23 protein-coding genes are annotated in these 25,010 nt (G+C 66.5%); 15 read left to right on the plus strand and 8 right to left on the minus strand.

Going from position 1 to position 25,010, the window contains the following annotated elements:
- Positions 1-75: 75 nt before the first annotated feature.
- Both ACWDTF_RS20875 and ACWDTF_RS20880 read left to right on the plus strand, forming a co-directional pair.
- Positions 76-1,491, plus strand: a complete 1,416-nt coding sequence (locus ACWDTF_RS20875) for a lipase family protein (RefSeq protein ID WP_374247266.1) — start codon at positions 76-78, stop codon at positions 1,489-1,491.
- A gap of 183 nt (positions 1,492-1,674) precedes the next feature.
- Positions 1,675-3,072, plus strand: coding sequence for a lipase family protein (locus tag ACWDTF_RS20880; protein WP_449754997.1), 1,398 nt, complete (start codon positions 1,675-1,677; stop codon positions 3,070-3,072).
- Between the two features lie 129 nt (positions 3,073-3,201).
- On the opposite strand, the gene ACWDTF_RS20885 is transcribed toward ACWDTF_RS20880, so the two are convergent.
- Positions 3,202-3,657, minus strand: coding sequence for a MaoC family dehydratase (locus ACWDTF_RS20885; protein WP_374247269.1), 456 nt, complete (start codon positions 3,655-3,657; stop codon positions 3,202-3,204).
- A gap of 66 nt (positions 3,658-3,723) precedes the next feature.
- Between ACWDTF_RS20885 and ACWDTF_RS20890 the strand changes: the two genes are divergently transcribed.
- From ACWDTF_RS20890 to ACWDTF_RS20930, 9 genes are all read left to right on the plus strand, one after another.
- Positions 3,724-4,263, plus strand: a complete 540-nt coding sequence (locus tag ACWDTF_RS20890; RefSeq protein ID WP_240859760.1) for a carboxymuconolactone decarboxylase family protein — start codon at positions 3,724-3,726, stop codon at positions 4,261-4,263.
- Position 4,264: 1 nt separating this feature from the next.
- Positions 4,265-4,903, plus strand: coding sequence for a class I SAM-dependent methyltransferase (locus ACWDTF_RS20895; protein ID WP_240859761.1), 639 nt, complete (start codon positions 4,265-4,267; stop codon positions 4,901-4,903).
- A gap of 288 nt (positions 4,904-5,191) precedes the next feature.
- Positions 5,192-5,902 (plus strand): SAM-dependent methyltransferase, encoded by a 711-nt coding sequence (locus ACWDTF_RS20900; RefSeq protein WP_449754998.1) that lies wholly within the window; start codon positions 5,192-5,194, stop codon positions 5,900-5,902.
- Positions 5,899-6,249 carry a cupin domain-containing protein gene (locus ACWDTF_RS20905; RefSeq protein ID WP_240859763.1) on the plus strand — a complete coding sequence of 117 codons (351 nt, stop codon included), beginning with the start codon at positions 5,899-5,901 and terminating at the stop codon, positions 6,247-6,249. Before ACWDTF_RS20900 ends, ACWDTF_RS20905 begins: the two co-directional genes overlap by 4 nt.
- A gap of 53 nt (positions 6,250-6,302) precedes the next feature.
- On the plus strand, positions 6,303-7,004 hold the full coding sequence (locus ACWDTF_RS20910; protein WP_449754999.1) for a transcriptional regulator: 702 nt from the start codon (positions 6,303-6,305) through the stop codon (positions 7,002-7,004).
- A gap of 39 nt (positions 7,005-7,043) precedes the next feature.
- Entirely contained in the window at positions 7,044-7,520 is a 477-nt protein-coding gene (locus tag ACWDTF_RS20915; RefSeq protein ID WP_449755000.1) for a hypothetical protein, read from the plus strand.
- Between the two features lie 17 nt (positions 7,521-7,537).
- A complete protein-coding gene (locus ACWDTF_RS20920; RefSeq protein WP_449755001.1) occupies positions 7,538-8,248 on the plus strand; it encodes an ABC transporter ATP-binding protein in 711 nt (236 codons plus the stop codon).
- Complete coding sequence (locus ACWDTF_RS20925) at positions 8,238-9,044, plus strand: ABC transporter permease (RefSeq protein ID WP_449755002.1); 807 nt, start codon at positions 8,238-8,240, stop codon at positions 9,042-9,044. Before ACWDTF_RS20920 ends, ACWDTF_RS20925 begins: the two co-directional genes overlap by 11 nt.
- Before the next feature lie 106 nt (positions 9,045-9,150).
- The gene (locus ACWDTF_RS20930; RefSeq protein ID WP_449755003.1) at positions 9,151-12,396 is read left to right on the plus strand and encodes a BTAD domain-containing putative transcriptional regulator; all 3,246 of its coding nucleotides are present in this window, start codon (positions 9,151-9,153) and stop codon (positions 12,394-12,396) included.
- Between the two features lie 14 nt (positions 12,397-12,410).
- Here the strand turns inward: ACWDTF_RS20930 and ACWDTF_RS20935 are convergent, their stop codons facing one another.
- Positions 12,411-13,283 carry a DNA-3-methyladenine glycosylase family protein gene (locus tag ACWDTF_RS20935; RefSeq protein ID WP_240859778.1) on the minus strand — a complete coding sequence of 291 codons (873 nt, stop codon included), beginning with the start codon at positions 13,281-13,283 and terminating at the stop codon, positions 12,411-12,413.
- 128 nt (positions 13,284-13,411) lie between these two features.
- Positions 13,412-14,797: a dihydrolipoyl dehydrogenase gene (lpdA, locus tag ACWDTF_RS20940; RefSeq protein WP_449755004.1), complete on the minus strand. Its 1,386-nt coding sequence runs from the start codon at positions 14,795-14,797 to the stop codon at positions 13,412-13,414.
- A 113-nt stretch (positions 14,798-14,910) separates the two neighbouring features.
- Here lpdA and ACWDTF_RS20945 point away from each other — a divergent pair, with 113 nt between their 5' ends.
- Together ACWDTF_RS20945 and ACWDTF_RS20950 are read left to right on the plus strand one after the other, a co-directional pair.
- Positions 14,911-15,534 carry a TetR/AcrR family transcriptional regulator gene (locus tag ACWDTF_RS20945; protein ID WP_240859781.1) on the plus strand — a complete coding sequence of 208 codons (624 nt, stop codon included), beginning with the start codon at positions 14,911-14,913 and terminating at the stop codon, positions 15,532-15,534.
- Positions 15,531-16,757 (plus strand): oxidoreductase, encoded by a 1,227-nt coding sequence (locus ACWDTF_RS20950; RefSeq protein ID WP_449755005.1) that lies wholly within the window; start codon positions 15,531-15,533, stop codon positions 16,755-16,757. The genes ACWDTF_RS20945 and ACWDTF_RS20950 overlap by 4 nt, the downstream gene beginning before the upstream one ends.
- 9 nt (positions 16,758-16,766) lie before the next feature.
- On the opposite strand, the gene ACWDTF_RS20955 is transcribed toward ACWDTF_RS20950, so the two are convergent.
- The gene (locus ACWDTF_RS20955) at positions 16,767-18,392 is read right to left on the minus strand and encodes a serine hydrolase (protein ID WP_449755006.1); all 1,626 of its coding nucleotides are present in this window, start codon (positions 18,390-18,392) and stop codon (positions 16,767-16,769) included.
- Positions 18,393-18,501: 109 nt separating this feature from the next.
- Here ACWDTF_RS20955 and ACWDTF_RS20960 point away from each other — a divergent pair, with 109 nt between their 5' ends.
- Positions 18,502-20,547, plus strand: a complete 2,046-nt coding sequence (locus ACWDTF_RS20960; RefSeq protein ID WP_355275797.1) for a prolyl oligopeptidase family serine peptidase — start codon at positions 18,502-18,504, stop codon at positions 20,545-20,547.
- Here ACWDTF_RS20960 and ACWDTF_RS20965 read toward each other — a convergent pair.
- Entirely contained in the window at positions 20,501-21,199 is a 699-nt protein-coding gene (locus ACWDTF_RS20965; RefSeq protein WP_355275795.1) for a rhomboid-like protein, read from the minus strand. The two genes, ACWDTF_RS20960 and ACWDTF_RS20965, sit on opposite strands and share 47 nt — an antisense overlap.
- A gap of 134 nt (positions 21,200-21,333) precedes the next feature.
- On the opposite strand from ACWDTF_RS20965, the gene ACWDTF_RS20970 reads away from it, so the two are divergent.
- Positions 21,334-22,557, plus strand: coding sequence for an alpha/beta hydrolase family protein (locus tag ACWDTF_RS20970; RefSeq protein ID WP_449755007.1), 1,224 nt, complete (start codon positions 21,334-21,336; stop codon positions 22,555-22,557).
- Between the two features lie 3 nt (positions 22,558-22,560).
- On the opposite strand, the gene ACWDTF_RS20975 is transcribed toward ACWDTF_RS20970, so the two are convergent.
- The 3 genes from ACWDTF_RS20975 to ACWDTF_RS20985 form a co-directional block, all read right to left on the minus strand.
- On the minus strand, positions 22,561-23,403 hold the full coding sequence (locus ACWDTF_RS20975; protein WP_240859789.1) for a hypothetical protein: 843 nt from the start codon (positions 23,401-23,403) through the stop codon (positions 22,561-22,563).
- Positions 23,404-23,447: 44 nt separating this feature from the next.
- Entirely contained in the window at positions 23,448-24,395 is a 948-nt protein-coding gene (ppk2, locus tag ACWDTF_RS20980) for a polyphosphate kinase 2 (RefSeq protein WP_240859794.1), read from the minus strand.
- Positions 24,396-24,482: 87 nt separating this feature from the next.
- On the minus strand, positions 24,483-24,998 hold the full coding sequence (locus tag ACWDTF_RS20985) for a DUF6764 family protein (RefSeq protein ID WP_355275792.1): 516 nt from the start codon (positions 24,996-24,998) through the stop codon (positions 24,483-24,485).
- Between the last annotated feature and the right edge of the window lie 12 nt (positions 24,999-25,010).

Consider the following 25,010-nt stretch of genomic DNA (forward strand, 5'->3'; position numbering starts at 1 on the left):
GTTGACCAACAGATCGTCCTAGCCTCCGAGATGTGGGGCGATCGCGGGGATTTCCCACGTCAGAGGGGATTCCTCATGGTTGTGCACCGTGTTCTGAACACCATCTCAGCACGCCGTTCCGGAGCGCTGATCTCGACCTTTGCTGCCGTGCTGGCAGTTCCCCTGTTGGTGTCCGGCGCCGCGCCCGCGGCAGCCGACCCGCCCAACATGATCGGCGTTCCGCCACAGATTCCCCATGCGATCGACGGCACGGTGCCCGCTCCCCCGTACCCGCACCTGCGCCGCATTCCACAGCGGGCCGTGACACCCGGCATGAGTCGACGACTCCAGGAGCTGCGCGAAGCCGTCCTGCCCACTCCGACCGGCGATCCGTTCTTCGACAGGTGGGCACCCGACCTGGCGCAACGCCGACCGGGCGAGTTGCTGGCGACCCGCGACGTGACCTGGCCGGCCGGATTGCTGGTGACCGCACCGATTTCGTCGGCCCGCCAGATCAAGTTCGCCACCCGTGATGCCATCGGTCGCCCGTCCTTCGGGACAGCCACCATTCTGATTCCGAGGCAGGCATGGCAGGGTCGCGGTCCTCGACCCATCCTGGTCAACAACCTGCCCATAGACTCCCTCGGCGCGGCCTGCACCCCGGGTGCCACCCTCGCGCACGGCCTCGGTGCCGCAACGGGTTTCACCGACTTCTTTCCGCCCAGCTCACAACTCGCCCTCGCTCGCGGTTACTCGGTGATCGTGCCCGACCACCAGGGGCCGCGGATGGCCTATGCCGAACCCACCACCGCCGGCCATATCGTTCTCGACTCCCTGCGTGCGGCCGCCGCGTACAATCCGAAGCTGTTCGGGCGCAGCAGAATCGGCATCACCGGCTACTCGGGTGGCGCCATCGCCACCAACGGCGCCACCAAACTGGCTGCCGGCTACGCACCCGACGTCGCGCCCCGGATCGTCGGTGCGGCCCTCGGCGGCGTGCCCGCCGACTTCCGGATGCTCGTCGGCAGCATGAACGCCAATCTCGCGACCGGACTGTTCCACGCGGCGACCTTCGGCATCGCCCGCGAGCGACCGGAGATCCTCACCATGGCAAACCATGCGGCGCAATGGATTGCCAGTTCTCCGCTGAAGAACGTGTGCGTGCTACCGGCTGCCCTGGCCGGCCAGACGTTCATGCCCATGCAGTTGATGTCCAACGACCCCGACCCGTTCCGTTCCCCGGTGGCCGAGAACATCTACCGGGTCACCAAGATGTCCGACCGGAAATCCGTTGTGCCGCTTTATATCTACAACGGCACCTATGAATGGTGGATCCCCGCGGCAGGCGCCCGCAATCTCTTCCGCGAGCAGTGCCGCCTCGGTGCCACCGCCACCTACCGCGAGGTCTTCGCCGAACACCTCACCGGCATCATGGTCGGCTACCCGGACGCGATCACCTGGCTCGACGCACGGCTGCGTGGCATCCCCGCGCGGTCGACGTGCCGTCGGTGATGCGAAGGGTTTGCTGAGCTACTGCTCGCTCCCTGAGGTGCGAGCTTGCGAGCCTCGAAGGGCATGGTGAGACAACAACGCAGCTGGCAGGAAATCTTGGCCGAATGTCCGACAGGGCTGTCGTGCACCCGATCTCGGCACACTCTAGACTCCGGGCGGGGGCTGAGCACGGAGGAGTTGTCGATGCCGGGTCGACCCTGGTCGCGTCGTTGGAAGCTGCGCACGATCGTCACGACGGTCACGATCGTCGCACTGGCGACGACCACCGCCACCGCGGCGGCCGACCCGCCGAATCTCATGCCTGCACCGGGGCAACTGTCCCACGACATCGAGGACGCTGTGCCGGCGCCGAACATTCCGCGACTCGCCCGGATCCCGATGCGCGCGCAGACGCCCGGCGCCGACCGCGCACTCCAGGAGCTGCGAGAAGCAATCATGCCGTCGCCCACCGGCGACCGGTTCTTCGACGACTGGCCCGCAGACCTGGCGAGGTACCGCCCCGGCGCGATCATGTCCACACGCGACGTCGCACCCGTCGCCGCGCCTCTACTCGAGGTCCGGGTGCGCTATGCACGGCAGATCAAATTCCGCACCGTCGACGCTGCCGGCCGTCCGTTGTTCGCCACCGCCACACTGTTTGTGCCGCCGACCACGTGGACAGGTCGCGGCAAGCGTCCGGTCATGGTGAACAACCCACCGATCGTCGCACTGGGCACGCGCTGTACCACCGGATACACGTTCGCGCACGGGAAGACCGACGACACCAACAGCACCGACCTACGACCGGAGACGACGCAGGAATCGCTCAAACGCGGGTACGCGGTGATCGTCCCCGACCACACCGGTGCACGGATGGCGTATGCGGAGCCCTATGTCGCGGCGCATGTGGTTCTGGACGCGGTCCGGGCCGCAAGCGTCTACGACCCGAACAACTTCGGGTCCGGACCCCTGGTGATGCTCGGCTACTCCGGGGGCGCGATCGCCACCAACGCGACCGCGAAACTCGCGTCGTCGTATGCACCGGATGTGGCGAAGCGGTTCGTGGGTGCGGCAATTGGCGGTGTCCCGGCCGACTACCGTGCTTTGGCCGGTGCGATGAACGCGAACCTCGCGTCGGGCGTCTTCCACGCGGCGATCCTGGGAATAGCGCGTGAGCGGCCCGAGTTGCTGAGGCTGGCCAACAACCTCGCCCGGCAACTCGCCACCAACGACCTCCTCAAGAATCTCTGCACCGGAACGATGGGCTATTTCGGCTTCACCTTCGGTGCCACCCAGATGCTGTCGACCGACCCCGACCCGTTCCGGACGCCGGCCGCCGAGCACGTCTTCGAGGTGACCGAGATGGCCGGCGACAAGGCCGCCATGCCGATCTTCATCTACCACGGCGCGCAGGAGTGGTGGATTCCGGCGAGCCAGGCACGCTCACTGTTCGCCGAACAGTGTCGCCTCGGCGTCGACGCCACCTACCGCGAGTACCCTGGGGAACACATGACCACCGTTTTCGTCGCGTTCCGGGACGCGTTGGCCTGGCTCGACGCGCGGTTGCAGGGCGTTCCGGCGAAGTCGAACTGCCGGGGCTGAGCGGGGCGTCGGACATCGCCACCCGTCGGATCTCTGTACCCCCGAGTCCGACCAAGTGCACTGTGCATTTCGTCAATCTCCCAGGTACACATTTCCGACGGGTAGTGATCGGCCACCCCACCCGTCGAGTCAGAAAACCAGCACGCGCACGTTCTCGGCGACGCACGCCGGCTTGTCGGCACCCTCGATCTCGACGACGTTCTTCACCACGACGTTGACTCCGGCCGGGGTCTCGTCGACCGAGGTGATGACCGCGTTGGCGCGGATGCGTGAACCCACGACGACCGGGTTGGGGAAGCGCACCTTGTTCAGTCCGTAGTTGATGACCAACTTGGGGCCCTCGACCGTGAAGATTCCGCCGGCCAGCATCGGCAACAAGGACAGCGTGAGGTAGCCGTGGGCGATCGGAGCGCCGAACGGACCCGACTTCGCGCGCTCGGGGTCGACGTGAATCCACTGGTGATCGCCGGTCGCGTCGGCAAACGCGTTGACCCGATCCTGCGTGATCTCGAGCCATTCGCCCGATCCGAGGTCCTCGCCGATCGCGGCGGTGAGTTCTTCGACGGATGTGAATGTGCGCGCCATTGCGTTCTCCATGTTTCGTGATCTGGGTCTCGTGGATGTCCGGCGTCGTAGTCTACCGTTGCGTCCATGAGCACCCCTCGCGTCACTCCGGGAGAATTCTGGGATCTGGGACCCATCAACTGGGTCTTCGCGCGCGGCGCGGCCCGCGTGATCGGCGTCGACAACGCCCGCATCTTCTCGACCCTGGGCCGCACCCGCGGTGTGTTCCGTGCCTGGCTGCACTACTCGGGACGCCTGATGCCGTTCGGCACCTTGTCGCGCAAGGAATCCGAGATGATCATCATCCGCGTCGCACACTTGCGCAAGTGCGACTACGAACTCGATCATCACCGTCGCCTGGGACGCCGTGCGGGCATCGACGATGCGATGTTCGCCCAGATCCTCGCCGGGCCCGGCGACGCGGGCTGGGGAGATCGGGAACGCGCGATGCTGCGGGCGGTCGACGAGCTGATCGAGAATCAGGACATCTCCGACACCGCGTGGTCGGCGCTTACGCGCCACCTCGATGATCGCCGGCTGATCGCGTTCGTCCTTCTGGCCGGACAGTACGACACGCTCGCCACGACCATCCACACGTTGCGCATCCAGCGCGACACCCGGGTCTGACATGGAGTCCTTGAGCCAGCGGTTCATGCAGAACCCACTCTTTGCCCAAGTCTACGAACATCTTTGGCGCCCGACGTTCACCCGGCTGTTCAGCTTCGGCGGCACCGCGACCGAAGACTACGACCGCGCCCTGCAGGCCTACCTGTGCCGTCCCGGTGAGCGCCTGGTCCTCGACGTCGCCTGCGGCCCAGGAAATTACACCCGACGCATCGCCGACGGCCTCACCGGCGACGGACGGTGCATCGGCATCGACTACTCCGCCCCCATGCTCACGCAGGCAGCACGCACCAACACCACCGAGAAGACCGGGTACGTGCGTGGTGACGCACACGCGATGCCGTTCGCCGACAACACCTTCGACACGGTGACCTGCCTCGCGGCGCTCTACCTGATCCCCGACCCCCTGCCCGTGCTCGATGAGCTCGCCCGGGTGACCAAGCCGGGCGGCGAGGTCATCATCTTCACCTCCGTGGTCACCAGGGTCAGCGCGCTGCCCGGGGTCCGCGAAGCGGCCGGCGCGACCGGCTACCGGATCTTCGATCGCCACGAGATCGTCGACGGATTGCGCAACGCCGGACTCGACGACGTCGAGCAGACCATCACCGGCCAGGGTCAGTACGTTATCGGCGTCAAACCCTGATCCGACGAAAGTCCCATTCCTACCCCTACCGTGCTTCCCGAGCTGAGGCGCGCGAGAAGCGGCCTACCACCGCTCCCTGAGGTGCGAGCCTGCGAGCCTCGAAGGGTCCTGGTGAGACGACAATGTCCTCTCACCAGGAGCTTCGAGGCTCGTCGCTTGCGCTCCTCGCACCTCAGCCGGCGGAGCTGGACGCTCAGCCGGCGACAGCGAGCGGAACGCACCGCAGCCAGGATTGTCGACCATTTAGAGTAGAGCTATCCTCTAAATAGTCGATCCCGAGGAGTAGTGATGTCCGGTCAGCAGGCCAGCCACGATGAACTGCCGTTTGCCGCACGCAAGACCGAGGACATGCCCGGTCACTGGTTGCTGGCACGACTGGGCAAGCTGGTGCTGCGGCCCGGTGGTCGTGAGCTCACCGAGCAACTGCTCGACGACGCCGAGTTGAGCGACGCCGACGTCCTCGAGATCGCGCCGGGTCTCGGCAAGACCGCACGGTCCATCATCGATCGAAACCCGAAAACCTATGTGGGCGTCGTCGTAGCGATCGGCGAGGCGATGCTGACGATGCAATCGGACCGGGCCAAGGCCGACATCGTTGCCGAGGCCTTCCGCGTGCTGCGGCCCGGCGGACGCTACGCCATCCACGAACTCGCACTCCATCCCGACACCCTGCCCGACGAGGCGAAGACCGAGATCCGCAAACAACTCGCGCGCTCGATCAAGGTCAACGCCCGACCGCTCACCGAGCAGGAATGGCGAAAGCTGTTGACCGACGCCGGTTTCGAGATCGCGAAGGTAGGCTTCGCCAAGATGGCGCTGTTGCAGCCGCGGCGCGTGCTCGCCGACGAGGGGCCGCTGCGAACGCTCAAGTTCGTCGGCAACGTGCTGCGCGACAAGGACGCACGCAGCCGCGTCCTCGGCATGCGCGCCACGTTCACCAAGTATCGGGACCAACTCGCGGCCATCGAGGTCATTGCCGTGAAACCGAACCAGTCATGAGCCCCGCACACACCCGCACGTCGACCACCGTGACAGGTCTCGCCGACCTGACCGGCGACGGCACCGGCCCGCGACCCGACATCACCGCGATGGCCCGCGCCACCGGCGTGAACATCCTCCGCCTGTCGTTTCGGGCGGGGCAGTCGATGGCCGATCATCGGGCCGGACGCCCCATCCTGGTGCTCGGACAAGTCGGCGAGGTGCAGTTCACGATCGGCGACGAGAACGTGACAGTGCGCCCGGGCTCGGCCGTCCACGTCGAGACCGGCGTCACCCATGCGCTCACCGCTGTCACCGACGCCGTCGTCACCCTGCTCATCCTCGAAGACGTAGCCGAGACCGGATGAGCGCAAGCCCGTAAAGTCCTGGACACAGCCCAGATTCACCCCAGGAGCAGCCCATGCCCGCATCCCGTTCGCGCGACAACGCGCAACGCGACAAGGTGCTCGCCATCCTTGCCGATCGCGGCGCGCCGGTGGATGCGCGCGAGGTCGCCGACGCCCTCGACATCCACGTGACCACCGCGCGTTTCCATCTGAACAAACTCGTGTCCGACGACGCCGCGTCGACCGTCGAACTACGCTCGACGACCGCCGGCCGACCCCGGATCGGCTATCGGGCCGTGTCCGCGCCACCGGTCGACGACCTCATCGGACACTTGCTGGCACAACTCGGCTCCACCTCGGCCGCACGAGAACACGCCGCCGCCGACGCCGGCCGCGTGTGGGCCGACGTCAACGCGCTGTCTCGCCTCAACCCACCGTCGCATGCCGATGTGGCACTGCCGGATCCGATCACGGTCGCGGTCGAGACCCTGACCGCTCTCGGATTCCGCGTGTCCAACGTCATGAGCGCGTTCGGCACCCACGAACTCCGCATCTGCTCCTGCCCCCTCAAGGACATCGGGCGCCATCATCCCGAAGTCGCGCGCGGGGTGGCCCGCGGCGTCATCGAACAGACCCTGGCGTCGAGTTCTGCCGCCTTGGCGTCGCAGTACCTGGTCGACGTCGTACCCGATCCCGCGGGCGACTGCGAGATCACCCTTCGGCTGTCGCGGGTGCGCGCGACAGAACCCGCGGCGACGGATGTCACACAGCGATAAGGGTTTCCTCAGCATATTTAGAGGATTAGATTACTTTTTATGTCCACATTCCGCACCGCCCTGATCGCCACCGTCGCCCTGATGCTCGCCATCACCGGAGTCCTGGTCGCCGGCGGACCCGCACAAGCCAAGACCTTCCCGCCGAACTTCAAGGTCACCACCGACCGCCCCACCCTGGCCGACCTCAACGACATCGTCGAATTCCTGGTCGAAACACCCGCTTCCGACCAGGCCAAGGCCGCCAACGTCGAAGGCGGGATGAACGCCGTCGTCGTGCCCAAGACCGTCTACAGCCTCGGCTTGTTCCGCGCGCCCCGCGGCTGGAACGAGGTCACCGGACCACTCGTCCAGCGTGGCAACAGCGTCACCGCGACCCTGAACAGCGGCTCCGCCGGCCGCCCCACCATCAAGATGACCATCGAGTTCAAGAAGCTCGACGGCAACTGGAAGCTGTCGGCGAACTCCCTGTGCCAGGGCGTCAAGACAGTGGGCCTCAACATCTACTGCAACCGCTGAGGCGCTCGGCCACAAGAATGATCGAGATCGATGACCTGACCGTCCGCCTGGGCGGGCAGACCGTCCTCGACGAGGTGTCGGCAACCGTGCGCCCGGGAGAGCTCGTGTATCTCCTGGGGCGCAACGGCGCCGGAAAGTCCACCCTGCTGCGCACCATCTGCGGCATCATCCGGCCCGATGGCGGCACAGTTGCGGTGAACGGCAGATCCCTTGCACGGCAATGCCGTCCGCTCACGGAGGTCGGCATCCACCTGGGCGCCGATGCCCATCATCCCGGCCACACCGCGCGACGACATCTGCACTGGCTCGCCGACGCGGGCGGAGTCGATCGGCGCCGGGCCGACGAACTCCTCGACAAGGTGGGACTGGCGGAGGACGCGACGCGACGCGTCTCCGACTTCTCTCTGGGCATGACGCAGCGTCTCGGGTTGGCGGCCGCACTCCTCGGCGATGCCCCGACGATCCTGCTCGACGAGCCGGTCAACGGCCTCGACATCGATGGAATCCGTTGGCTGCGTGACGTGTTGCGCGAACTCACCGCCGAAGGCCGCTGCCTACTCATCGCGTCGCACCTCATGGACGAAGTGGCCCGGACCGGCGATCAAGTGATCGTCCTCGACCATGGACGGATCATCGCGGACGCAGGTGTCGACGACTTCGTCGTCGGGCACGCCTCCCTCGAAGACGCGTATTTCGCGGCGGTCGGCGGTGCGACGCATGGGTGCTGATCGTTTGCGCTGCGCCACTGGCCAACTCGGACGCGCAGTGCGTGCGGAGATCACCCGATCCGGCGGCCGCCGAAGCATCCTGCTCTTCGGGGCCATCCCGGCTGCGGTGCTGCTCCCGCTGATCATCACGCTGGGAGTGGCGATGGTGAGTGAGCGCTTCGCGTCGATCTCGAGCACCATCCAGGTCACGTCGGTGGCGACCACCAACTCGGTTTACTGGGTCATCACCTTCACCGTGATCGCCTGGGCGGTGATTGCGACGTTCGCGCAGGCCACCGGCGAGCGCGGCGCGGTGGGCGAGATGTCGCGCTACCTGTATCCGCGGTCGGCCACGGCTGCGCTGGCCCGGTGGATCGTTTACGGAGCGTGGGCTGCACTCTGCTCGGCGCTCTTGGTATCTGCGGTGATGTTGTTGCTGCCCAACGTCTTTCCCCGCGTTTACGCTGGCGTCGACATCGCCTCTGCGGCAGGTGTGCGATTCATCGTGACCGTGCCGATCTACGGCGTGTTCGCCGTCGGCATCGGGGTGGGACTCGCCGCGATCGTCGGGCACCCGGCCACCTCGGTCGCGATTCTTCTCGGCTGGACCTACATCGTCGAGAATGCGATCAGCCTCATCCCGAACGGCTACACGCTGCAGTCGTACATGCCCTTCCTCAACGGCGTCTACGCCACCGGACAGGAACTCGCGTTCCTGCCGCCGTGGGGCGTCGACGGCGCACTGGCATACGTCGCGGCGATTGCCACGGCCGTCTTCGTCCTCGGATGCGGCGTGCTCACGCTGCGTCGGCGCTGACGCAACGTCCATTCGCACACCTGAACGACACACGCCACCCTCGACACGGCGATACTGTACGGAAGCGGCCCAACTCAGATCGACGCCGCAGCGAGGAGGGTGAGCGATGTCGGCGGACGCCGGGACCTCGCCTCGCGCCGTCTCGGTGAGGATGTCGGGTACGGTCCGCGTGGAGGTCGACGGCGAGCGCGCGGAGATCAAGTCACGTCGCGAACGAGCGGTGCTTGCGCGACTCGTCGCCGCGAACGGACATGTGGTGTCCACCGATCGCCTCATCGACGACCTCTGGAACGGCGAGCCGCCGCCGAAAGCGCTCGCCGGGCTGCAGGTGCACATTTCCAATCTCCGTCGCATCCTGGAACCCGACCGAGCACCGCGGACGCCCGCGCGCATCCTGATCAGCGAAGCACCGGGATACGCGCTGCGGCTGTCCCGGTCGGCGGTGGATCTGTGGCAGTTCGACGATGTCGTCGCCAGTCAGAACGACGACGCACGCGAGCGATTGGCGCAGCTCGACGCCGCGCTCGCCCTCTGGCAGGGCGAACCATACGGCGCGCACGCCGCCGATGACTGGGCCCGCGGTGAAGTCGCTCGTCTCGGCGAGCTCCACCTGGCCGCCATCGAGCAACGTGCTTCCGCCGCACTCGAACTCGGCCGCGCCGCGGACGTTGCAGCGACGCTTCCCTCTCTGTGTGGCACCCACCCCACCCGCGAAGAGCTCTTCCGTCTGCTGGCGCTCGCCCAGTACCGGCTGGGCCGGCAGGCCGACGCCCTGGAAACACTTCGGACGGTCCGGCTGTTTCTCTCCGAGGAACTCGGCGTCGACCCGACGCCGGCGCTGCGCGACCTGGAAAGTGCCATCCTGCAGCATGATCCGAACCTCGGGGGTACCACGACGCTCGCTTCGGCGGCACCGCCGAGCAGACCCACTGTCCTGCCCGCACCGACCGCTTCATACACCGAGTTCGCTGGACGCGAAGCGGAGTTGGAGAAGCTCACGACGCATGCAGATACCGCGCGTCGCACCGGTTTACGCATGGTGTGGATCACCGCCGAGGCCGGGGGCGGGAAGTCGACGCTGGCTCGTGGACTGGTCAATCGGCTTGGCGCCCAGGGATGGACGACCGCCATCGGACACTGCCCCGAGGTCGACGGTGCGCCCACCGCGTGGGCATGGCGCGAGATCGTGGAGGCGCTGGGCCAGGGTCCGGCCGCCGATGACCCCTTCGCCATCGCACGCCAGGTGACCGCGGCGACCGAAGCACTCACCGACACCGGAGCGCTCCTCGTCCTCGACAATGTGCACCGTGCCGACAGCGCCACACTTCAGATCCTCCGTCAGACGATGACCTGGCTGGCCGAACATCCGATCCTGGTGGTGGCGACCTATCGGGCATCCGAGGCCGGAGTCGAATTGCTCGCCACCGGTGCGGCACTCATCGCCATCACCGCCGATCAGCTCACGCTTGCCGGGCTCTCCGACATAGGCATCCGTCAGCTGGCCGCCGACGCCGGCCTCGATCCCATCGACGACACCACGGTGGCACTGTTGCGCTCACGCACCGACGGAAATCCGTTGTTCGTCAAGGAATTGGCCAAGCTGGTTGCCTCCCGTGGACCGCGGGAGGCGCAGCGAGCAATTCCCAGTGGGGTGCGCGAGGTGCTGCTGAGTCGGGTCGAACGTCTGCCCGAGGACGCGGTCTCGGTGATGCGGCTGGCCGCCGTGTGCGGACGCGAGTCCGAGATCGACACCCTCGTCGCGCTGTGGCCCGACGATTCCGAGGACGCCGTGCTCGACGCCATCGACTCCGCGGTGGTGGCCGGACTGCTGACCGCCGCCGGTGACCGGGTGCGGTTCAACCACGTGCTCATGCACGACGCGATCCACGACAGCATCCCGTCCTTGCGGCGGCGCAGGCTACATTGGCGGGTCTTTGAAATCCTCGAGACGATCCCCCGAACCGGAGCTGACGAGTTGGCCTATCACGCCGCGCTCGGCGCCGGCCCCACGACCGTGCCCCGGGCGCTGGAGATCGTGGAATCGGCTGCCCGGGAGCGGTTCACCCTGTCTGCCGATGCTGTCGGGTTGTGGCGCGATGCCGTCGACCTGCACACCATGGCCGGCCACGGCAGCGTCGAGGCCGCCGACCCGGATCGCACCGCGACGGTACACGCACTGTGCGAACTGGTGACCGCACTCGCCCATGCCGGCGAGATCGGCGAGGCACGCGCGCGACGAGAACAGGCACTGACGCTGGCTCGCACGGTCGGCGACAGATCGCTGGAACTGGCCGTGCTCATCTCCTGGCGGACACCGTCGATCTGGACCACACGTCCCGACCGACTGCTCGACCCGATCATCAGTCAGGCCGTGCGAGATATGCTGCCGCACACCGAAGGCGTCGACCGCGCCCGCCTTCTCGTCACGGCGGTCGCCGAGTTCGAAGGCAACGAGGAACGTTACGCCGCTGCCTGTTCGCGCGAGGCCGTCGAGATCGCGCGGGCCTCCGGCGACCCCGAATTGCTCTGTGCAGCACTGAATGCGCGCGTTCACACGGCCACCGGACCCGACGATCGCGAGGAGCTGTTACCGGCGGCGATCGAGTTCGTGGAGACCGCCGAGTCGGCAGGCATCGTCGACTACACGGCCGTCGCCCACTTCTTCATGGCGATCACGCGAGCCGGTCGGGGCGAGATCGCCGCCGCCCATGCCGAGATGCGTACGGCGCTGCAGACCGCGACGAGCGGCAAAGTCGCCGAGTTGGTGATTGTGCAGGCCACCTTCGGCGCCGCCCTTGATACCCTCCGCGGCAATCTGGACAAGGCAGAACAGACCTATCAGGCGATCGCCTGGCAGCTCCGGGCCGCCGGAAATCCCGCCGAGGAGCAGTTCGAACTGATCGGGGCGCTCTGCGTCGGGTTCAATCGTGGCTCGATCGGCCATCTGGTCGACGGTATTCAACAGATATACGACACCGCGCCAGAGTCGGTCGCCTGGGTTTATGCCGCGGCCCTCATCGACGCCGGGCGGGAAACCGAGGCCCGTGCGGTCGCCGAGATCGGGTATCGCACTGTGCGCGATTACTATTGGAGTGCGCTCGAGGCGTTCCATGCAGACACCCTGGTCCGTCTGCAGATGGCCGAGCCTGCCGCCGCACTCTACGACGAACTCCGGCGGTGGAGTGGGACCGTGGCCGGATTGAACTCCGGCAGCATCGTATTCGGCTACATGGACGACCATCTCGCCCGACTCGCAGATCTCATCGGCGACTCCGCCGCGGCGGCACACCATCGGGAGGTGGCCGCCACGGTGCGGGCCGATCTCCTGCGCCAGCTCGACGAGATCGGCTGACCTGTAGTCGCGTGTCAGAGAGATCGGTAGTCGCGCACCGACATCCGGTGCCCGTGTCGTTCCGGCATGGTGCCGTGCAGCTCGCACAGTCGAACCACCCGACCACGTTGTCCGGCGTAGGGTTCGAGGAGCTCGAGCATGCCGTCGTCGTCGACCGGTTCACCGATGAGTGTCTGGCCCACCAGTGACGGGATGTGATAGTCACCCACCGGCACGGCGTCGGCGTCGCCGACGGCGCGCATCCGTACCTCCGCCTCGGTCCACGGGCCCACACCCCGCAAGACGGTCAGTCTGTCGGCGTGCCGTTCGACGTCGATCGACGTCGCACCGCGAATCGTCCGCATCCGCACCGGTTCGGCCCCGCTGCGATGCCACTCCCAGCTCGGGATCTGCGCCCAGACCGACGGCGGAGGCGGGACCCGCATCCGATCAGGAACCGGCCCCGGAGCCCGATCACCGTAGCGCCGCAGCAGGTATCGCCAGGCCCGCCACGCCTCGCGTCCCACAACCTTTTGCTCGAGTATCGCCGGCACCAACGCCTCCCATACCCGATCGGTGCGGCCCATCCGCAAACCCTCGGATCGCGCAACCAGTTGCGCCACAACCTGATCGCGAGGCGCGAGCGCTTCCGGGGTATCACGCGCCCCGAGAAGATCCGGCATCCGATCGAGCAGCCACGACGCTCCCGGCCCCCATGCGCGACCGATCACCGAGGTCGCATCGGATCGAACCGTCAACGTGCCCGGTCCGTCGGGAGTGTGCACACACCGCCAGATCGATCCGTCGCGCGCGTACGTGAACGCCGGGTCGCCGCTTCCGCGACGATGCAGTCCGACGGTGGCTCGGATGTTCAACGGCCACGGCGGATTCCACTCACGGTGGTACATCATCCGATGGCTGAGGTGCGAGCGCAGCGAGCCTCGAAGCCGTGGCGAGCTGACACTGTCGTCTCACCTGCCCTTCGAGGCTCGTCGCTAGCGCTCCTCGCACCTCAGGGAGCGGGATGGCTCTCTGCTCACAGGTTGATCATGTGCCCTATGGCGCCGTGGAACGTCTCCTGCAGTGCCTCCGACATCGTCGGGTGGGTGTGCACGTTGCGGGCGAGTTCCTTGGCGGTGAGGTCCCACTTGTGCGCCAGCGTCATCTCCGGAAGCATTTCGGAAACGTTGTCGCCCACCAGATGTCCGCCGAGCAGCTCGTCGGTGTCGGCGTTGGTCACGAGCTTCACGAAGCCCGCCGTCTCGGCGAGGCCCTGCGCCTTGCCGTTGGCACTGAACGGGAAGGTGGTGGCCTTGACGTTGTAGCCTTCGTCTTTGGCCTGCGCCTCGGTGAGCCCGAAGGAGGCCACCTGCGGCTGGCAGAAGGTGGCGCGCGGCATGAAGCGGTAGTCGCCGAGCGTCATCGTCTCGGCACCGGCCATGGTCTCGGCCGCGACCACACCCTGCGCCTCGGCGACATGGGCGAGCTGCAGCTTGGCGGTGACGTCGCCGATGGCGTAGATGCCGTCGACGTTGGTGCGCATGAAGTCGTCGATCGCGATGGCGCCGCGCTCGGTGAGCTCCACTCCCGTCTTGTCGAGGCCGAAACCTTCGACGCGCGGTGCGAAGCCGACAGACATGAGGACCTTGTCGACGGTGATCTCGCCGTCGTTGTCCTTGGCGTCCTTGTAGGTGACGGTCACGTCGTCGCCGTTGTCGGTGACGGTCTGCACCTTGGTGGAGGTGAGGACCTTGACGCCGAGCTTCTTGTACTCCTTGGCGATGGCCTTGGAGACATCGACGTCCTCGTTGGGCAGGACGCGGTCGAGGAACTCGACGATGGTCACGTCGACGCCGTAGTTGGCGAGGACGTAACCGAACTCCATGCCGATGGCGCCGGCGCCGACGATCACGATGGATTCGGGAAGTTCACGGGTGAGGATCTGGGTCTCGTAGGTGACCACGTTGTCGGACAGTTCGACGCCTGGCAGCAACTTCACCGTCGAACCGGTGTCGATGATGACGTTGTCGAAGGTGATCTCCTGATCGCCGACGACGATGGTCTTGGCGTCGGTGAACTTGCCGTACCCGTCGATCTCGGTGATCTTGTTCTTCTTCATCAGGAAGTGGACACCCTTGACGATGCCGTCGCTCACCTTGCGGCTGCGGTCGAAGGCGGCGCCGAAGTCGAAGGACACATCGCCGGACATACCGAAGGTCTTCGCCTGGTGGTTGAAGATGTGCGCGAGTTCGGCGTTGCGCAGGAGCGCCTTGGACGGGATGCACCCGACGTTGAGGCACACGCCGCCCCAGTACTTCTCTTCGATGACGGCGGTTTTCATGCCCAGCTGAGCCGACCGGATCGCGGCGACGTACCCACCTGGACCTGCACCCAATACAACTGTTTGAAAGTGTTCAGCCACGACTGCCAGCCTACGTCGGGGCCCGGGGTCGGCGCATGGCGTCCCGCTACTCGGCGGTAACCCCACCCGCATTTTCAATCAATGATTGAAACGATGATTGATTCTGTGGTCTCATGGCGGGTGTGACCGCCCCCACACGAGCCGACGAAACCCGCGCGCAACTGCTGCGCTGCGCCGAGCGGCTGTTCCTGGCTGACGGATACGACGCCGTGTCGGTGCGATCGATCTGCGCGGCGGCCGGCGCGAATCCGGCCGCGGTGCACTACCACTTCGGCTCAAAGGATCAACTCACCGTCGCGCTCCTCGAGGATCGGCTCGCCCCGATCTGGGTCGTCGCACTCGACCGGATCGACCCGGCGACCGATTCGGTAGCCACCCTGGTAGACGCGGTGATCACCCCGCTGGTCGCTACCGCCGACGACCCCGTCGGCCATCTTCACCTGCGCTTGCTCGCCAGGTTCGCGCTGACACATCCCGTCGCGCCGTGGAGCAAGCCGTGGTTCCGGCTCGACCACTGGGCAACCGTACTGATCGGCATGGTCGACGGCTTGTCTCCCGACGACGCGCGCCGACGATGGTCGCTCGCGTTCGAACTCATCCTGCTGCGCTTCGGCGGGCCGTCGACGCCGTCGCCGCGCACGGTCGACGCGCTGCGGGCATTTGTCGCCGCGGGCCTCACCTCCCCGGCACCAGACCTCTCGACATCAGCCCAGCCCACTCACGGAGAGACTCGATGACCAACGCGAACCCCCAACGATCCGACCCCTTCAGCCCGGCGCCGCTCGGCCCGCTGACCTTGCGCAACCGCCTCATCAAATGCGCCACCTTCGAGGGCATGACGCCCGACGCCCTCGTCACCGACGACCTGATCGAGTTCCACCGCGAGGTCGCCGCGGGCGGCGTCGCGATGAGCACCGTCGCCTACTGCGCGATCTCTCCGGAGGGCCGTACCGACCGACACCAGATCTGGATGCGCCCGGAGGCCATGGGAGGCCTGCGGAAGCTCACCGACGCCATCCATGGTGAGGGCGCGCTCGCGGCCGCCCAACTCGGTCATGCCGGCCCGGTCGCGAACTCGGTGTCGAACCGCGCGAAGGCGCTCGGCCCGTCAAGGATCCCGGCGCCGATGGGAATGTCGTTGACACACAAGGTGACTGCCGAGGACATCAAGGATCTACGGGTGAAGTTCCGGCGCGCGGCCCGTATCGCCGTCGACAGCGGATTCGATGGTCTCGAAATCCATTGCGGCCACAACTATCTGATCAGTTGCTTCTTGTCGCCACTGCTCAATCACCGACATGACGGCTACGGTGGCACGCTCGTCAACCGGGCCCGCCTGGCCCGCGAGGTCGCCGAGTCGGTGCGCGAGGAGGTCGGCGACGAGGCCGCGGTCTGGGTGAAGCTCAACATGTTCGACGGTGTGGGAAAGCCCGGCGGTGGCGGTCGGCGGTGGTCGGGATTCAACATCGACGAGGCCTGTGAGGTGGCCCGGCTGCTCGAACGCGACGGTCACCTCGACGCCATCGAACCGACCGCTGGGTCGTCACTCCTCAACCCCATGTACCTCTTCCATGGCGACGCCCCGCGCGCCGCGTTCGCCGACGCCTTCCGCGGTGCCATGCACTGGGGCCTCAAGGCGGCCGGCCCGTTCTTCCTCAAGCACTACGACTACCACGACGGCTACCTCCTGCCACTCGCCCGCCGGCTGCGCGCGGCCGTCGACCTTCCGCTGATCCTGCTGGGCGGCGTAACCGACCGCGCATCAATGGATCTCGCGCTGGGTGAGGGATTCGACTTCGTCGCGATGGGGCGTGCATTGCTGCGCGAACCCGACCTGCCCTTGCGTATCGCGTCCGACCCGGCGACCACGTCGCAGTGCACGCATTGCAACCTCTGCATGCCGACGATCTACTCGCACACCCGCTGCCCGGTGCGCACCGGCGAGGTGCCCGCGGGCTAGTCATTCCGCTCACTGCCGGGTGAAGACCCCGTCGTTCTCCTCGTCGTCGTAGTACTCGATCACCATGCGTGGACCGTCGAAGGTGACCTTGGAGATCGATCCGAGTTCGGCGTTCTCGTTGCGGAGTGTGAAGGTGAAGGTGTTGCCGTCCCAGTGGGTGAGTTCATGGGTCGTCACACCACCCGGACCCATCGCCAGGACCAGCTTTCCACCCTGTTCGCGGACCACCGCCGGTCCGTACATGGAGTTCGCATAGGTTCCGACGTAGGACGAGAGCGCCTGCGCCGGTGCAGGATTGGCTGGACGCTGCTTACCCACCAGGCTGCCCGACGGCTGGTTCTCCGCGTCGAACGCCTGCCGGTAGAGGGTGCGCCAGTCGTGACGCACCTCGCCGAACTGGACGAGATCGGCGAACTCGCCGGTGATCGCTTCGACCGCCCCGATGGGAGATGCGTTGGACAACACCACGATCGCCACGTCGGCCGAGGGCAGCACGAGGAAGTTGGTTGCCGCTCCCGACCCGAAGGCACCTGAATGGCTCACCTGGGTGCGCCCGCCGGCGGTGACCGAGACGTTGAATCCGTAGCCGTAGAACCCGGCCCGCGCGTCCGGCGCCGAGGACGGTGACGACACGATCTGCGGCGTGATCGCGGGCAACAACGCCTCGGGCGCGACGAGTTGCTTGCCCTGATACGTTCCCTGAGCCATCAACATCGTGAGCCAGTGGGTGAGGTCGTTGACCGACGAACTGACACCACCTGCGGGCGCCTGCGCGTCGGGATCACGTTGCTTGAACGTCACGACCCACTTGCCGTCGACCTGCACGTGCCCGACGACCCGGTTGTTGCGTGCCGTGAAATCCCGGAAGCGGGAACTCGTGCGCGTCATGCCGAGCGGCCGGTAGATCGACTCCTCCGAGAGCGTCTCCCAGTCGCGACCCGACCGGTTGGCCACCGATTCGGCGCCGGCGGTGATCCCGAAGTTGGTGTAGTCGTATGTGATTCGGAACGGCTGCAGCGGCGCGTAGCGCAATCGGTTGAGGACCACCGCCCGGGGATAACCGAGATCCTCGATCTTGTCGCCGGCGTGGTCGGGCAAACCGGAACGGTGCGTGTACATGTCGGCGACGGTGACCGTGCGAGTGACATACGGGTCGGCGAGCGCGAAACCGGGCAGCGCAGCCGCCACCTGGTCGTCCCACGACACGGTCTTGTTGGTGACCTGCGACGCGATCACCGTCGAACCGATGGACTTGGACATCGAGGCGAGCGGGAAGACGGTGTCGGCGTTGACGGAGGCACCCGTGGTGACATCGGCGACCCCGAATCCCTTGGCGTACTTGGTTTCCCCGCCCGACACCACCGCCACAGCCATACCGGGAATCCCGGTGTCGCGCATCATCGATTCGACGAGCCCGTCGAGTTTGGACACCGCGTCGGCGACCGCGTTGTCCGGCAGCGCACCCTCGACCTGGGCGTTGGGATTCTCCTCCGACGCCGGGACCGCGGAACTGCTGGGCGACGACGTGGAACCGGAGTCGCAGGCCGCTGCCAGCACGGCGACGGCGAGCACGCTGGTCGCGACCAGCGGCCAGCGCCGTCGATGTCGGGTTCTCGGACGGATTACGGCCAACATGACGCCCTCCTGAGATCTCCGACCCTCGCTCGGCAGGTTACCGGACGCATGACCTGCACGTATGCGGTTTGAACAGGCCAAATGACGCGGTCGAGCGAGCCCACGTAGGTTGAATGCCATGACGCAGCACGACGGCACGACGCCGCCCGACCCCTACCTCTGGCTCGAGGACGTGACCGGCGACGACGCACTCGCCTGGGTGCGTGAACACAACCAGCCGACGGTCGACGAACTGACGTCGTCCGACCGGTTCCGCGAGATGGAATCGCAGACCCTCGCGGCCCTCGACACCGACGACCGAATCCCCTACGTCCGACGCCGCGGCGAGTACCTCTACAACTTCTGGAAGGACGCCGCCAACCCGCGCGGTCTCTGGCGCCGCACCACGCTCGAGTCCTACGTCACCGACACACCGGACTGGGACGTGCTCATCGACGTCGACGAGTTGGCCCGCGACGAAGACGAGAACTGGGTATGGGCCGGCGCCACGGCATTACGGCCCCACTACGATCGGGCACTCATCTCACTGTCTCGCGGCGGCGCCGACGCCACCGTCGTCCGAGAATTCGACCTGACCACTCGCACCTGGGTCGCCGACGGCTTCGGGCTCCCCGAGAACAAATCCAGCGTGGGGTGGATTGATCGCGATTCCGTCTATGTCGGAACCGATTTCGGGGTCCAGCCGGATGGCCGCAAGGCACTGACCGACTCCGGGTACCCACGCATCGTCAAGCGCTGGTCCCGCGGCACCCCGCTCGAGGACGCCGTGACGGTCTTCGCCGGGGAGACCGGTGACGTGTCGATCCGGGCGGTGTACGACGACACCCCGGGGTTCGAGCGTCATTTCGTGAGCCGGGCCACCGACTTCTTCAACTCGCTGCTGTACCAATTATCGGACGACACGCAAGAATTGGTGGATGTGCCGACCGACGCACACGCGGGGGTGCACCGGGACTGGCTGCTGGTGCTGACCCGGTCGGAGTGGTCCGTCGGCGACGTGACCCATGCACCGGGAACGCTGCTCGTCTTCGACTATCCGCGCTACCAGGCCGGCGGCCGCGACGCGACGGTCCTGTTCACCCCGGACGCGCACACGAGTCTGGTCGACTATTCCTTCACCCGTTCACATCTCATCATCGTGACGCTGCACGACGTCCACACGCGGGTCGAGGTGCGCAGCGTCGGCGACTGGGAAACCGTGCCGCAGCCCGGACTTCCCGAGCTCGCCACCATCTCGGTCCTCGACACCGACCCCGACGAGAGCGACGAGGTCTTCTGGTCGGCAACGTCATTCACCGATCCGCCGAGTCTGCTGCACGGCGACAGTGGCGTGGACGCAACCGTCATCAAACACAGTCCGGAGTTCTTCGACGCCGAGAACATCAGTGCCGAACAGCATTTCGCCACCTCCGACGACGGAACGCAGGTCCCCTACTTTGTGGTGCGCAGGAATGGCACCAGCAGCGGGCCGACGCTGCTCTACGGCTACGGCGGATTCGAGAACGCCCTGACGCCAGGTTATCTGGCGATCGCCGGGCAGAGCTGGATCGCGCGCGGCGGCATCTACGTCATCGCCAACATCCGGGGTGGCGGCGAGTACGGTCCGTCGTGGCACACCCAGGCGCAGAAGGCCGGCCGACACAAGGTGTACGAGGACTTTGCGGCGGTGGCGCGCGCTCTCGTCGACTCCGGTCTCACGACGCCGAAGCAGCTTGCCGCGCAAGGTGGTTCCAACGGTGGGCTTCTCATGGGAGTGATGCTGACCCGATATCCGGAGCTGTTCGGAGCGCTGGTGTGCCAGGTGCCGCTGATCGACATGCGGCGCTATCACCTACTGCTCGCGGGAGCATCGTGGATGGCCGAGTACGGCGATCCCGACGATCCCGAGCAGTGGGCGTTCATGAAGCCGTTCTCGCCGTATCAGAACATCAGCGCCGACGTCACCTACCCGCCGATCCTGGTCACGACGTCCACCCGCGACGATCGCGTCCATCCGGGGCACGCCCGAAAACTGGTGGCACGCCTCGAGGAGACCGGGCACGCCGTGCAGTACTACGAGAACATCGAGGGCGGGCACGGCGGCGCGGCGGACAACAAGCAGGCGGCGTTCAAGTCCGCGCTCGCCTACGAATTCCTGTGGCGCACCATCGGGTGACACGACTGAGAGTGACTTTCGGATTCCACGGCGGCACGCCACGTCGTCGTGCCATCGGGTACCAGGCCAGGCCGATGAGCACCGATGTGAAGTGACCGATCGCGGTGAAGTCGAAGGCCACGATCAGCGGGAGACCGTAGACCGCGAGTACGCCGCCGAGATACACCCAGCACCACGGACGTGCGATGCGGTAGGTCAACACACCGACGATGCCCGCGAGGAAATAGCTCACGCCGACGTCGAGCACGTTGACCATCGACTCGTCGGCCACGCCATCGTGGATGGCGAGACCGAGCAACCCCTCACTGACGAAGGTCGCCAGGATGTGCGCGCTCAGTCCGACCGCCAGCCACCGTAGGGACCCCAGCCAGCGCTCCGCGGGGATGTGAAAGACGCAGAACGACACCAGGTACGGAAGCCAGAACGCGCCGTCGATCCAGAACAGACTGGTGAACAGCACATGCACGGGGTCGGTGGTCAGGTTGTGCAGGTTGGTGGACCGCTCACCGAGAATCCGGTCGAGCTCTGCCGGGCTCACAGTGCGCCCGATGATGGTGGTCACCAGCAGGATCGCGAGCCAACCACAGGTCAGCGGCGCCGACGCGAGCACACCCCACGTCGCACGGAGTGCGTGGCGCTGCGCGCGAACCATACAAACACCTCTCGTCGACGACCTTGTGTCAGTGTCCCACTGTGGTCGGTGTCGTGACATGTTGCGCACAGTCCAGTGCCAGATCGTCGAAGCGAGACCGAATCCACCGGCACGCGCATCTAGGCTCACCGATCATGTTGCCGGTATCTCGCGCCCTGTTCCGCCGCCTGTGCCCAGCCGTGGCGGCCCTGCTCATCCTCGGCATGCCGGCTGCCGGGCCCGGCGTGGCCCGCGCGGACGACGAGGTCTCGGTGGGTGCCCCGAACTGGTCGGGCTTGAACGTGACCGACTTCCGCGGACCGCTGCCGGCACGCGGTGGCGTCCTCCTGGCGTCCGTTCCGTTGGACCCCGCACTCTCGATTCCGGGCGCGGGCAACGCCTATCGCATCCAGTTCTCGTCGCTGAACCAGCATCGCCGCATGGCCTCGTCCACCGGAGCCGTGTTCCTGCCGCCCGGGACACCGCCGCGCGGCGGCTGGCCGGTGATCTCCTGGGCACATGGCACCGTCGGAATGGCCGACGCGTGCACCCCGTCGGCGTTTCCACGAAGTGCCCGGGACCAGAAGTACCTCGGGCACTGGTTGCAGCAGGGCTACGCGGTGGTCGCCGCCGACTACGTCGGGCTGGGCACGCCGGGCCTGATGGCCTATCTGAACGGAGTGACCGCGGCGCACGCGATCGTCGACGTCGTGGTCGCCAGCCATCAGATGCGTCTCCCACTCGCCAAGCGGTGGGCGATCATCGGACAGTCGCAAGGAGCGGCCGCCGCGCTCAACGGCGCCCGGTACGCGACAAGCTTCAGCCGCGGCACCGGTCTGGACTACCGCGGGGTGGTCGCCACGGGCATCCCGGCCAATCTCGAGTACCTGTATCAGAATCTCGGCCCGCTCGTTCCGCCGGTGACGCTGCCCGGCGGGCTCAACGCCTACACCGCGTACATCCTGGCCGGATTCAACGAGACCCGGCCGGACCTCCGCGTCGCATCGGTCATGAGCCGCAAGGGAATCGAGCGACTGGCGCAGGGTCGGTCCACCTGCTATCCGATCCTGAAGAAGTCCCTCGCCGGCGACGACGTGCGTACGTGGTTCACCAGGCCCCTGCTGTCGATTCCCGGTCTGTCGGCGGCTCTACACACCTACATGGCCACCCCGTACAAGGGCTACGACCGTCCCATTTTCCTCGGTCAGGGACTTCGGGACGTGGATGTCCCGGCGCCATCGGCACTCTCGCTGTATGCCCAGATGAAGGCCAACGGTCAGCCGGTCACCCTGCACGTGTACCCCGAGGACGACCACTCCAGCGCCGTCCTCGCATCGATGCCGGATTCGACGCCCTTCCTGGCCCGCATTCTGCGCTGAGGCCTAACGCCCGCCCGGGAGCACCAGTCGCACGACGATGCCGAGCACCACCACGCCCAGTCCGACGCCGCCCACGATCAGCGCAAATTGCGTGAGGTCGTCGGCGCAACGGTCGATGAAAAGTTCCGCGACATCGCGCGTCGTCTCCGCTGCCGTCGACACCCGATCGCGGGCCTGGTCGGCCAGGTAGGTTCCCGCCGCCCATGCGGCCGCACACGACAGCATCAGTCCGATGCCGAGCCAGGCGAGCACGGTTCCGCGTCGTCGCGCCACGAGCAGCGCCAGCAGTGCGGCGACGGCCGCAACGATGGTCGAGGACCAGCCGAGCGTCGTGATCTGTTGGCCGACACGGTGATACTGCCCGGCCTCGAGCCCGTTCTCGCGGTTGACCAGTTCCACCTCGATCGGCCCGGCGAGTGGTTGTGCACCCGGAATGACTTGGCTGATCACACGATTCACCATCGGCGTGATGTCGACGCGCATCACCTGCGTATCGGTGCCCGGTGCGGGTTCGTCGAACAGCCAGGAATGCTGCTGCCGCACAAGGCTGACGAAATCAGCCTGGAAACCGGGGCTGTCGGTGTATCGCTGCGCGACCGGTCGGACCAATGCCTCTATCGGTGCGTTCAGGACGTCGGTGTTGAGCTGATCGGCCCGGGCCACCGCCTGCTCGGTGATCCGGTCGGCCAGGAAGTCCTTGACATGCTCGTCGGTCGACATCGGACTCACCACCGACACGAACCCGTCCTGGTCGACGAGTCGTTCGGAGATCCACATCGTCGGTACTGCCAACACACACGCGACCATCGCGATCAAGGTCAGCAAACCGCTGAGAAAGCTACGCACGACACGAGGCTACCGACGCGCGTCGGACCGATCGCACCCGGCAGTTACTCCCCGACGACGTCGCGTGCGCGCCCGACGATCAAGGGGTCGGGTGCACCCACCAGCTCCGTGTTCTTGCCCTCGTAGTCGAACAGACTGAGCACGTGGCGCATGGCGTTGATCCGCGCGCGCTTCTTGTCGTTGCTCTTGACCACCGTCCACGGCGCGTGGTCGGTGTCGGTGATGGCGAACATCGCCTCCTTGGCCTCGCTGTAGGAGTTCCACTTGTCCAGGGAGGCGAGATCCATCGGCGACAGTTTCCACTGCCGGACCGGGTCGATCTGCCGGATCGCGAATCGGGTGCGCTGTTCGAGCGGGGTCACCGAGAACCAGAACTTGACCAGGTTGATCCCGTCGTCGACGAGCATCTTCTCGAAGGCCGGCACCTGCGTCATGAACTGGTCGTATTGCTCGGGTGTACAGAAACCCATGACCCGCTCGACGCCGGCGCGGTTGTACCAGGATCGGTCGAAGAACACCATCTCGCCGCCGGCCGGAAGGTGCTGGACGTAGCGCTGGAAATACCACTCGGTGGACTCGCGTGCGCTGGGCTTTTCCAGGGCGACCACACGCGCGCCACGAGGGTTGAGGTGTTCGTTGAAGCGTTTGATCGTGCCGCCCTTGCCGGCGGCGTCCCGTCCTTCGAAGACGAGCAGGTGCCGCTGGCCGTTCTGCTTGGACCACTTCTGCAGTTTGAGCAGCTCGATCTGCAGGCGCCGCTTGGTCACCTCGTACTCGCGGCGGCTCATCCGCTCGTCGTACGGGTAGTCCTGCCGCCACGTGTCGACGACGTTGCGCTCGGGAAGCGTCAGGAGCACGGGGTCGTCGTCGTCATCGTCGTTGACGGTGAATTGCGTCGTGTCGTGGAGGTCGACGAGTTGCTGCAGCGCTTCCCTGCCATTGAGCACGCTGAAGTCGGGGCCGATCTGATCCAGGTCGTGTAACTCGGTCACCACTCAACGATAGGTCGAGCCATCGAACGACACATTGCGAAGGGGTGAACTCGGCGGCGTGCGTTACCGAGTTCACCCCTCACGAGGTCAATTGCGGTAGTCGATGGACCCCGCGTGCAGGCACACCTTGCCGGTCGTGGTGTCGGCGGCGGCCGCGAATCCGCCCGAGCAGGCCGCACCGGCGGGACCGGCGTAGGCCTGGCCGCCCCACCCGCCGATCGCGATGGCGTTGCCGCCCTGACGCGCCTGCGCCACCGACAGCCCCTTGGGTCCGGTCGTCACGGCGAAGGCGTTGCCGCCCGTGTTGGCACCGGCGAGGGCCGACGACCCGGGTTGCAGGTTCAGTGCCCGCGCATGACCTCGGTTGGCCGCCACGGCGACGGCGGTGCCGCCCGAACTACGCTCCTCGGCACTTGCCGCCGACCCAGGTCCGGCCTTCGCGCCGCACCCGCTCGTGCCGTGGACCCGCTCGACCTGCTGCCCGTTCGCCGCATTACAGGTGGCCGCTCCAGCCTGTCCGCCACTGATCCCGGCCAGCCACACCAGACCGGCTCCACCGATGACGGCGACAGTGACTCGGGCTGCAATCCTGTTGATTCGCAATTTATTTGGCTC

Source organism: Gordonia sp. NPDC003422, assembly GCF_053588675.1.

What these genes read in the sequence shown, in the direction of transcription:
- ACWDTF_RS20880 (WP_449754997.1), top strand. Translation starts at nt 1,675, where the DNA reads ATGCCGGGTCGACCCTGGTCGCGTCGTTGGAAGCTGCGCACGATCGTC.
- ACWDTF_RS20885 (WP_374247269.1), bottom strand. Translation starts at nt 3,657, where the DNA reads ATGGCGCGCACATTCACATCCGTCGAAGAACTCACCGCCGCGATCGGC.
- ACWDTF_RS20930 (WP_449755003.1), top strand. Translation starts at nt 9,151, where the DNA reads ATGTCGGCGGACGCCGGGACCTCGCCTCGCGCCGTCTCGGTGAGGATG.
- ACWDTF_RS20935 (WP_240859778.1), bottom strand. Translation starts at nt 13,283, where the DNA reads ATGTACCACCGTGAGTGGAATCCGCCGTGGCCGTTGAACATCCGAGCC.
- ACWDTF_RS20915 (WP_449755000.1), top strand. Translation starts at nt 7,044, where the DNA reads ATGTCCACATTCCGCACCGCCCTGATCGCCACCGTCGCCCTGATGCTC.
- ACWDTF_RS20910 (WP_449754999.1), top strand. Translation starts at nt 6,303, where the DNA reads ATGCCCGCATCCCGTTCGCGCGACAACGCGCAACGCGACAAGGTGCTC.
- ACWDTF_RS20965 (WP_355275795.1), bottom strand. Translation starts at nt 21,199, where the DNA reads ATGGTTCGCGCGCAGCGCCACGCACTCCGTGCGACGTGGGGTGTGCTC.
- ACWDTF_RS20970 (WP_449755007.1), top strand. Translation starts at nt 21,334, where the DNA reads ATGTTGCCGGTATCTCGCGCCCTGTTCCGCCGCCTGTGCCCAGCCGTG.
- ACWDTF_RS20950 (WP_449755005.1), top strand. Translation starts at nt 15,531, where the DNA reads ATGACCAACGCGAACCCCCAACGATCCGACCCCTTCAGCCCGGCGCCG.
- ACWDTF_RS20920 (WP_449755001.1), top strand. Translation starts at nt 7,538, where the DNA reads ATGATCGAGATCGATGACCTGACCGTCCGCCTGGGCGGGCAGACCGTC.
- ACWDTF_RS20945 (WP_240859781.1), top strand. Translation starts at nt 14,911, where the DNA reads ATGGCGGGTGTGACCGCCCCCACACGAGCCGACGAAACCCGCGCGCAA.
- ACWDTF_RS20895 (WP_240859761.1), top strand. Translation starts at nt 4,265, where the DNA reads ATGGAGTCCTTGAGCCAGCGGTTCATGCAGAACCCACTCTTTGCCCAA.
- ACWDTF_RS20955 (WP_449755006.1), bottom strand. Translation starts at nt 18,392, where the DNA reads ATGTTGGCCGTAATCCGTCCGAGAACCCGACATCGACGGCGCTGGCCG.
- ACWDTF_RS20875 (WP_374247266.1), top strand. Translation starts at nt 76, where the DNA reads ATGGTTGTGCACCGTGTTCTGAACACCATCTCAGCACGCCGTTCCGGA.
- ACWDTF_RS20925 (WP_449755002.1), top strand. Translation starts at nt 8,238, where the DNA reads ATGGGTGCTGATCGTTTGCGCTGCGCCACTGGCCAACTCGGACGCGCA.
- ACWDTF_RS20905 (WP_240859763.1), top strand. Translation starts at nt 5,899, where the DNA reads ATGAGCCCCGCACACACCCGCACGTCGACCACCGTGACAGGTCTCGCC.
- ACWDTF_RS20890 (WP_240859760.1), top strand. Translation starts at nt 3,724, where the DNA reads ATGAGCACCCCTCGCGTCACTCCGGGAGAATTCTGGGATCTGGGACCC.
- ACWDTF_RS20900 (WP_449754998.1), top strand. Translation starts at nt 5,192, where the DNA reads ATGTCCGGTCAGCAGGCCAGCCACGATGAACTGCCGTTTGCCGCACGC.